The sequence below is a fragment of the Rhizobium sp. UFLA01-1127 genome (genome assembly GCF_059803845.1).
This window is the reverse complement of sequence record NZ_JAUQTZ010000223.1, coordinates 1-6,158: the sequence shown is the minus strand read 5'-3', so window position 1 is coordinate 6,158 and position 6,158 is coordinate 1. Positions and strand designations below refer to the sequence as shown.

General features: G+C 57.4%; 7 protein-coding genes. 2 read left to right on the top strand and 5 right to left on the bottom strand.

From position 1 onward, the window contains the following. The 4 genes from Q4Q11_RS30505 to Q4Q11_RS30490 form a co-directional block, all read right to left on the bottom strand. On the bottom strand, positions 1–383 hold a 383-nt coding region (locus Q4Q11_RS30505), incomplete at its 3' end, for an ABC transporter permease family protein (RefSeq protein ID WP_498571817.1). A 10-nt stretch (positions 384–393) separates the two neighbouring features. Further along, positions 394–1,365, bottom strand: coding sequence for a phosphate ABC transporter permease subunit PstC (gene pstC, locus Q4Q11_RS30500; RefSeq protein ID WP_112511044.1), 972 nt, complete (start codon positions 1,363–1,365; stop codon positions 394–396). A gap of 76 nt (positions 1,366–1,441) precedes the next feature. Beyond that, entirely contained in the window at positions 1,442–2,467 is a 1,026-nt protein-coding gene (gene pstS / locus Q4Q11_RS30495; protein WP_112511042.1) for a phosphate ABC transporter substrate-binding protein PstS, read from the bottom strand. A 258-nt stretch (positions 2,468–2,725) separates the two neighbouring features. Continuing rightward, positions 2,726–3,070, bottom strand: a complete 345-nt coding sequence (locus tag Q4Q11_RS30490; protein ID WP_112511040.1) for a cupin domain-containing protein — start codon at positions 3,068–3,070, stop codon at positions 2,726–2,728. 425 nt (positions 3,071–3,495) lie between these two features. On the opposite strand from Q4Q11_RS30490, the gene Q4Q11_RS30485 reads away from it, so the two are divergent. Both Q4Q11_RS30485 and Q4Q11_RS30480 read left to right on the top strand, forming a co-directional pair. Then, complete coding sequence (locus tag Q4Q11_RS30485) at positions 3,496–4,296, top strand: abortive infection family protein (protein WP_498571816.1); 801 nt, start codon at positions 3,496–3,498, stop codon at positions 4,294–4,296. 80 nt (positions 4,297–4,376) lie between these two features. Further along, positions 4,377–4,871 (top strand): DUF6998 domain-containing protein, encoded by a 495-nt coding sequence (locus Q4Q11_RS30480; protein ID WP_498571815.1) that lies wholly within the window; start codon positions 4,377–4,379, stop codon positions 4,869–4,871. 582 nt (positions 4,872–5,453) lie between these two features. On the opposite strand, the gene Q4Q11_RS30475 is transcribed toward Q4Q11_RS30480, so the two are convergent. Next, on the bottom strand, positions 5,454–6,158 hold a 705-nt coding region (locus Q4Q11_RS30475; RefSeq protein ID WP_498571814.1), incomplete at its 5' end, for a PLP-dependent transferase.

Here is a 6,158-nt window from a genome sequence, read left to right as displayed (position 1 = left end):
AACACGCCGACGATAATCGAGGGTGCGGACAGCAAGATATCGTTGAGGAACTTGGCTGCTTCGGCAAGTTTGGAGCCGTTGGCATATTCCACCAGATAGGTTCCGGCGAGAATGCCGATCGGCGCGGCGATCAGGATGGCACAGCCGGTGACGAGTACCGTGCCGTAGATTGCGTTGATCAAGCCGCCACGCGAGCCCTGAGCCGGGATAGACATGGTAAAGACGTCAAGGTTCAGCGCCGATACACCGCGGAAAACCAAGGTTACGAGGATCACGCTGAGAAAGAATATACCAAGGATGGCGGCGAGGAAGCACAAGGCCATCATCACCCGGTTCTTCCCATAGCGCCTCGACACTAGATTCTGACGAATTGCATTTTCCATGATTTATTCCTCAGTGCGAGTCGCCGCGGCCGATCATCCATCTTGCCAGCGCGAGCACGCCGAAGGAAAGGATGAACAGAAGCAGGCCGAGCGCGATCAAGCTCGACAATTGCAGACCGTCGGCATCGCCGAAGTTATTCGCGATCTGGGCGGAAATGGTGGTGGACGGCGAGATGATCGACGACTGCAGGCGGCTCACCGAGCCGACAACGAAGGTGACGGCCATGGTTTCGCCAAGCGCGCGGCCGAGGCCGAGCATGATGCCACCGACGAGGCCGCGGCGTGTGTAGGGTATCAGAATGTGGCGAGCCACCTCCCATGTGGTCATGCCCATGCCGTAAGCGGATTCGCGCAGCATCGGCGGCACTGTGCTGAACACGTCGCGCGAGATCGCGGTGATGAACGGCAGGATCATGACGGCGAGCACGAGGCTTGCCGTCAGCAGGCCGACACCCGGTGCCGGTGGCTGGAACAGCAAGCCGATTACCGGCACCTGCCCGACCGTCGCGATGAGGAAAGGCAGGATATAATTCTGCATCAGCGGCACGAGAATGAACAGGCCGACGATGCCGTAGATGATGGAGGGAACGCCCGCCAGAAGCTCGATGGCCGTGCTGATCGGACGGCGCAGGCTACCGGGGCAAAGTTCCGTGAGGAAGATGGCGATGCCGATGCCCAGGGGAACGGCAATCAGCATGGCGATGAACGAACTCACCAGCGTACCGACTACGGCAGGCACGGCGCCATAAATATCGGCCGGCGCGCTCCATTTGGTGCCCCAGAGGAACGACAGGCCAAAGGTTTGAAATGTAGGCAAGGCATCGATGACGAGAACCACAAGGATCGCCAGCAGCATAAGCACGACAAGAATGGCCGAGCCAAGCGTCATCAAATAGAAAATCCGATCCTGTATCCGGAATTTTCTGGTGGCGGCGGAAGTATTCACAGCCTGGAAGCCAGCCATCTGAGTCGCGTCAGCCATCGATTTCCCCTTGTCCTGTCACGAAAGGCGGACAGGGCAACACCCTGTCCGCCGCAACTTTCTCGGCTAGCACAAATTATTTCGTGCCGAACTCCGTCTTCCAAGACTTCTCGACGATCTCGACAACATTGTCCGGGATCGCAAGATAAGACAGGGCAGTCGCGTCCTTCTGGCCATGCTCATAAGACCACTTGAAGAACTTCAGTGCCTCTTCATTCTTAGCAGCATCGGCCGGCTTCTTGTAGAGCAGAACCCAGGTGGAGGCTGCAATCGGCCAGCTCTTTTCGCCCGGCTGATTGGTGATGATCAGGTTGAAGTTCTTGGCCTTGGCCCAATCGGCATTGGAAGCAGCAGCCTTGAACGTCTCGAGGCTCGGCTCGATGACCTTGCCGGCAGAGTTCTTCATCTTCGCGAAACCGATGTGGTTGGCGACGACATAGGAATATTCAACGTAGGAGATCGAACCAGCCGTCTGGTTGACGGTGGTGGAAACGCCTTCCGAACCCTTGGCGCCGAAACCAACCGGCCATTCAACAGCCGTGTTCGAGCCAACCTTTTCCTTCCATTCCGGCGAAACCTTCGCCAGGTAATCGGTAAAGTTGAAGGTCGTGCCCGAGCTGTCGGCGCGATAAACGACGGAGATCGGCGTGGAGGGCAGCTTTACTTCGGGGTTGAGAGCCTTGATGGCGGCATCGTCCCACTTGGCGATCTTGCCGAGGAAGATGTCGGCCAGCGTCTTGCCGTCGAGGACGAGTTCGCCCGGCTTTACGCCTTCGACGTTATAGGAAACGACGATACCGCCGGAGATCATCGGGAACTGGGCAATGCCGTTCTTTTCGAGGTCGGCGTCGCTCATCGGCTTGTCCGAAGCGCCGAATACGATGGTCTTGTCGAGGAGCTGCTTGATGCCAGCGCCCGAACCGACCGACTGGTAGTTGACGACATTGTTCGTCGCAGCCTTGTAGCCTTCTGCCCACTTGGACAGAACAGGCGCGATAAAGCTCGAGCCGGCGCCAGTGATGTCGGCAGCCATAGCCGAAGCAGCCATGGTGACGACCAGGCCAGCAGTCAGGCAAAGGGAACGGAGTTTCAGGTTAAGCATAGTAGACTCACTTCCTCAAGTGAATGAAAGGATGGCGAGCAGAAGATCGGCGCGAGGTCCCATGGTATATAACCTCCCCACCTGCATCTCCTGGCGACAGAGATGCCTCTAAAGACGCATTGTTTCAGTTTGATGACAGTTTAATGAAGCGGCGGTGACACAACCTGCGGCAAGCATGCGGCCGTTGGGGAACCACATGGAAAGGTTCGCATCCTTGGCAAGGGGCATCAGTCTTCACGTTTTGATTCAAGAGCATCCTCAGAGGCGGATCACATAGTCCTTGCAAGTCGTTTCAACGACTTCCCAGGTCCCTTTGAAGCCCGGCTTCAGGATCATGCGGTCGCCCGCGCGCAAATGAAAAGCCTCGCCACTGTCGGCCGTGACGATGGAGTAGCCTGAGAGGATGTTGAAGTATTCCCATTCGTCGTAGACGATCTTCCACTTTCCGGGCGTCGCCTCCCATATGCCGGCATAGAGGCCGCCGCCGGCCTCATCCAGGCTCCAGGTGCGGAAAGTCGGATCTCCCGAAACGAGACGATCCGCCGCCGGCGCACCCGTCTCCGGTTCGACGCCGTCTTCGTTCAGTCGCAGGTAAGTCGCCACGTCCTGCCTCCCATCAATCGTGTCTTGGCTGCGAAATACAAACTCCGCGAGCGCCGTCGAGACGTTCGCGGGCCGAAAGAAACATGAAACGTCTGATCAGCAGAGATGACCGAAAGGCTTTTCCAGCCTTTCGCAGGCGTCATCCTCAGATGTGGTTCGTCACATACGTCTGACAACACCCCTACTGAAATCATTGAGTTTCAACGGAGACGGGTTCACGTACGTGCGGACGTTTCTTCGCATATCTTTGCTCAGGTATGGGCCGTACGTCAAATACCCTTGACCAACTCTGCAACCAGAAGCTAATCCTCTGTTTTGTGGGCTGTTTTCACATCTGGACCTTGTACCGGACTGGCTGCGCCCGCCCTCCTCACCTTCGCAGTTCAAACCCCTCCGACCGAACAACGCCGTCATTCTGGATTGCCATGGCCAACACCTACGAACAGCTCGTCCCGCGTGCCGAAAGAGAGAAGCTCGAGCAGGCGCTCGACATGGGCGACGGCTATGTCCTCGGCTTCTCGGATCGCACCTTCAACGACTTCTTTTATGAAACCCTTGGCATCGATCCCGAGACCGAGAGCCGTCTCTTCGACGGCCGCGGCACGTCGAAGGCAAAACGGCTGAGGTCCTTCATTGAACGTGCACCTGCGTCGACCGTTGCAAAGCTTCTGCGCAGCTTGTGGGATTACCGTGGTTCAATTGCCACCCGTGACAGGACCCCACTTGAGCAAGCGTTGGAGACCAGCTTCTTCATCACTGTCGGCCGTTTTGAAGGTGTGAGCCAAGACATCGACACGTCCGCGATCGAGGCGTTCGAGCCCAACGAAACACTCGACGAATTGGTAGCATCGATCCGCCGTGATCTCGACGCCAAGAAGCCGCATGCCGCCTTGGATCGGCTGCATACGTATTGCATGAAGCGTTTCGGGTCTCTGGTGAGAAAGCATGGAGGTGGAGAGTGTGGCATTGATGACCCTCTTCACTCCCGCGTCGGGCGATACGTCAGGCTCCTCGGTGCGCAGCGCAATCTTTCGCAGATGTCCGAACGGATCATCAAGAGTTCGATCAGCGTCTTCGAGGCAATGAACGACATCCGCAACAATAAGTCGCTGGCGCACGACAACCCGGACTTGATCGATCCGGACGAAGCAAGGTTCATATTCGACAGCGTCACCGCGATCCTTCGCTACATCAAATCTGTCGATGGTCGGGTGTTTGAGGACTAGCTCATGCCGATGCGCGACGAAGTTTTACCAAGGGCTGTTCTTCACCGGCGACATAGAGTTCGCATTGGGGGGAGCCGTTCATGACCAGAAGCTTTTCGCTTCCTCCCGTCATCGCCGAGTTGGTGATCGCCCGCAATCGAGTGCGCGATCACTATAAGTCGGCAGCCCTCAATTTCACGCTCGACGGAAACCTTATTGGCGACATAGGCGAAGCGGTGGCTGCCGAGTTGTTCGGTATCAACTTGTCTGTCCGCAACGGAACGGGCATCGATGGTCATGCGCCGGACGGCCGTACAGTTCAGATCAAGGCGACCGGCACAAACGGCGGCCCGGCTTTCAGAATGGTCGACACCCGTGCCGACCACCTTCTGTTTTTGGAATTCGATTTGGCAAACCTGAAAGGCGAAGTCATATTCAATGGTCCTGAAAGCATCGCGCTGCAGTTCCTTCCGCCAACATGGATTAGCCAGCGTAGCCTTACGAAGGTGCAGATACGAAAGGCTGACTTGCTGGTCCCCGACGAGCATAGGCTGCCTTTAGTCGCCAATGTCAGTGTTTTTGACGGGCAAGCGTGAATTCGGTAGGTCGGCGCTTTGGAATCTAAGCCGACGCGCCGCTTCATTCCAGTGTCGGACGGTAGTCGGGTGCCTCGGCGTACAGCCTTGACAAGCTTCCAGTCGTTCACTGACGACACGTTTCCAGCAAGGTGAGCCCGCCGCGCCGGAGGAAGATTGAGGTCGTGGAATCATAGACGTCGTTTCGTGTCTTTAATTTCCCGTCGGAAGCCAAGTCTTGAAAAGCGGCTCTTTCGCCAGGGGGGCGTCCGCCTTTCGAGAAGTGTCCGCATCTCCCAGCGTCGCCGCGAGTTCTATGATTTTTTAACGCCGTGTTTCGAGGTGGACCCGCCGGAGGACGGGAGTGCCATTGCACTAAATTGGGCTTTGCGCCGCCTACCCCGAGGCCGCAGTGATGCGGCAAGGGTTAACAAAACAGCCTTCGAGCACAACCAAAAAAATTTCGAAATCTGATTTTTTCAAAGTTCGACCGCCGAAATCGCCCTGATTTCTGGGGTTTCTCGGCGGTCGGCTCAATACAACCTGCTCAAAAAAGTTGTCAAAGGAACTGACGTAGGTGTCAGAGGTATGTGACGAATTTCATCAGACTTTCGCCAGCGCCTGCTCCAGGTCGGCGATGATATCCTTGACGTCCTCGATGCCGATGGACAGGCGCACCACGTCCGGACCGGCACCGGCGGAGACTTGCTGCTCGTCGGTCAACTGCTTGTGCGTCGTCGATGCAGGATGAATGACGAGCGAGCGCGTGTCGCCGATGTTTGCGAGATGAGAGAAGAGCTCCAGTCCCTCTACAAGCCCCCTGCCGGCGTCATAGCCATCCTTCAATCCGAAGGTGAAGACAGACCCAGCGCCCTTCGGCGAGTAGCGCTGCTGCAGGGCATGGTTCGGATCATCTTCCAGACCGGCATAGTTGACCCAGGCCACCTTCTCCTGCGCCTTCAGCCAGCGCGCCACGGCAAGCGCATTGTCGGAATGGCGCTGCATGCGCAGCGGCAGCGTTTCGATTCCGGTCAGAATCAGGAAGGCATTGAAGGGCGAGATGGCCGGACCGAGATCGCGCAGGCCGAGGACACGGCAGGCGATGGCAAAAGCGAAGTTGCCGAAGGTCGTATGCAGCACGATGCCGTTATATTCCGGCCGCGGCGAAGATAGCATGGGATATTTGCCCGAAGCCGACCAGTCGAACGTGCCGCCGTCGACGATGATGCCACCCATGGAGTTGCCGTGACCGCCGAGGAATTTCGTCAGCGAATGCACGACGATGTCGGCACCGTGCTCGAGCGGCCG